4 protein-coding genes are annotated in these 2154 nt (G+C 69.9%); 1 reads left to right on the forward strand and 3 read right to left on the reverse strand.

Annotated features, from left to right (window positions below):
* Window positions 1–997: threonine ammonia-lyase, biosynthetic (gene ilvA / locus RT567_RS11525; RefSeq protein ID WP_313576493.1), on the forward strand; the 997-nt coding region annotated here is incomplete at its 5' end.
* Here the strand turns inward: ilvA and RT567_RS11530 are convergent.
* The 3 genes from RT567_RS11530 to RT567_RS11540 all read right to left on the reverse strand — a co-directional run.
* Entirely contained in the window at window positions 994–1299 is a 306-nt protein-coding gene (locus RT567_RS11530) for a hypothetical protein (protein WP_313576494.1), read from the reverse strand. The two genes, ilvA and RT567_RS11530, sit on opposite strands and share 4 nt — an antisense overlap.
* A gap of 49 nt (window positions 1300–1348) precedes the next feature.
* The gene (locus tag RT567_RS11535) at window positions 1349–1750 is read right to left on the reverse strand and encodes a host attachment protein (protein WP_313576495.1); all 402 of its coding nucleotides are present in this window, start codon (window positions 1748–1750) and stop codon (window positions 1349–1351) included.
* Window positions 1751–1790: 40 nt separating this feature from the next.
* A partial coding sequence (locus tag RT567_RS11540; RefSeq protein ID WP_313576496.1) for a methylated-DNA--[protein]-cysteine S-methyltransferase occupies window positions 1791–2154 on the reverse strand: 364 nt, incomplete at its 5' end.

Consider the following 2154-nt stretch of genomic DNA (forward strand, 5'->3'; position numbering starts at 1 on the left):
CCCCATCGGCGGCGGCGGGCGGGCGGCGGGGGTGGCGGCCATCATCCGCTTTCTGCGGCCCGAGACGCGGCTGATCGGCGTCGAGCCCGCCGAGGCGCCGACGATGAAGAGCGCCATCGACGCCGGGCGCGTCGTCGATCTGGATCAGGTCGGCCTGTTCGCCGACGGGGTGGCGGTGCGCCGTGCGGGCGACGAGACCTTCCGCCTGTGCCGCGACCTGCTGGACGAGATCGTGCTGGTGGACACGGACGCCATCTGCGCCGCGGTCAAGGACATCTTCGACGACGTGCGCGCCGTGGCCGAGCCGTCGGGCGCCGTGGCCCTGGCCGGGATGAAAACGTGGGCCGCGCGCAATCCGGGATCAGGCGCGCTGGTCGCCATCAACTCGGGCGCCAACGTCAACTTCGACCGCCTGCGCCACGTCGCCGAGCGGGCCGAGATCGGTGAGGGCGCCGAGGCTCTGTTCGCCGTCGCCATGCCCGACCGGCGCGACGACTATCACCGCTTCCTGCAAAGTCTCGACGGCCGTTCCATCACGGGATTCAACTACCGCTGGTCCGGCGACGGCACGGCCCAGATCTTCGTCGGGGTGGCTCTACGCGACGGCGCCGCCGAGCGCGAAAGCCTGCTGAAACGCCTGACTGCCGACGGCTACCGCGTGGTGGATATGAGCGAGAATGAAACCGCCAAGCTGCACGTCCGCCACATGGTCGGCGGGCGCACCATCGGCCTGCCGCACGAGCGGCTTCTGCGCTTCGAGTTCCCCGAGCGGCCGGGCGCCTTCCTGCGCTTCCTCAACAGCCTTCAGCCCGCCTGGGCGCTGACCCTGTTCCACTATCGCAACCACGGCGACGACGCGGGCCGGGTGCTGGCGGGCGTCAGCGTCCCGCCGGACCAGGCGGCGGCCCTGACGGTTGCACTGGATGAGCTGGGCTACCCTTACGTCGACGAGACGGACAACCCGGCCTGCCGCCTGTTCCTGGACGGCGCGACCTAGCCTCGCGGCCGAGCGAAACAGCGCCAAACGAACAGGACGGCGATCACCGCCAGGGTCACGAAGGCCACCGCCCCGTGCGACATCTCCAGAAAGCCGGTCTGCCAGGGATGCTCAGCGCGGGTGGCAGCGTCGAACGTCCACCATATATCCGGGCCTCTGACGCTGGCGCCTCTGCGGATCATCTCGCCGCCGAGACGCTCCGCCATGACCGGCCTCACCACGGCGTTCAGCAGGACGCCGACCGCCAGCGGGATCACATACCAGAGGGAATCGATCAGGGCCTTGCGCCGCGGCGTCGTCATGGCTGGAACCAGAGAAGCCCCGCTGGCCGATGTCAACGCCGCGCGGTTCCTACGCCCGACTGATCGCCTCGGCGATCTCTTCGACCGGACGCGCCGTCAGATCCTTGGCGATCTCGCCGACCAGACGTTCCTCCAGCGCCTTGTGCCAATGCTTGCGAAGCTGGCCCAGGGTCTTGGGCGCGGCGACCACGGCCAGGGCCTCGATCTTGTTGGTCAGCGCCATGTGGTTCAGCGCCTCGGCCACGCCCATGGCGAAGCCGTCCTCGGCCTGGGTGTCGTTGTCGGGGTTGGCGTCGCTGGAACGGCGGCCCGGCGCGCCGGACAGGCGTTCGGGGATATCGGGCGTCGCCATCGGCTTGAGCTGGATGTCGAGGTTATGGCCGGTGTTGCGGAACAGGCTCAGCTTCTCGCCGTCGGCGACGGCGACCAGGGCCCCGTTGGGCAGGTTCATCATCAGACTCCCGAAATGAGCGCCGAAAGGGAGGGCGCTGTCAGTCTAGCGCAAACGCCCCTTGCACCGTTCCCTCCTGCGACGCTTCGTGCGCCAGAAGCCACCGCTTGCGCTCCAGCCCGCCCGCATAGCCGGTCAGGGTTCCATTGGCGCCGACGACGCGGTGGCAGGGCACGATGACGCCGATCGGATTGGCGCCGTTGGCCAGACCCACGGCGCGCACGGCGGCGGGCTTGCCGATGGCGTGGGCGAGTTGGCCGTAGCTCCAGGTCCGGCCCGCCGGAATGGTCCGCAGCGCCGCCCAGACCGCGCGCTGGAAGTCCGTGCCGCCCGTCTTCACGGCGAGGTCGTCCAACGCCGTCAGGTCGCCGTCGAAATAGGCGGCGACCGCCGCTTGCACCGCT

This window comes from Brevundimonas sp., from assembly GCF_032107865.1.
Taxonomy (GTDB): domain Bacteria; phylum Pseudomonadota; class Alphaproteobacteria; order Caulobacterales; family Caulobacteraceae; genus Brevundimonas.

Bases quoted from the DNA above. Each gene is read 5' to 3' on its own strand.
- RT567_RS11530 (WP_313576494.1), bottom strand. From the start codon at position 1,299: ATGACGACGCCGCGGCGCAAGGCCCTGATCGATTCCCTCTGGTATGTG.
- RT567_RS11535 (WP_313576495.1), bottom strand. From the start codon at position 1,750: ATGAACCTGCCCAACGGGGCCCTGGTCGCCGTCGCCGACGGCGAGAAG.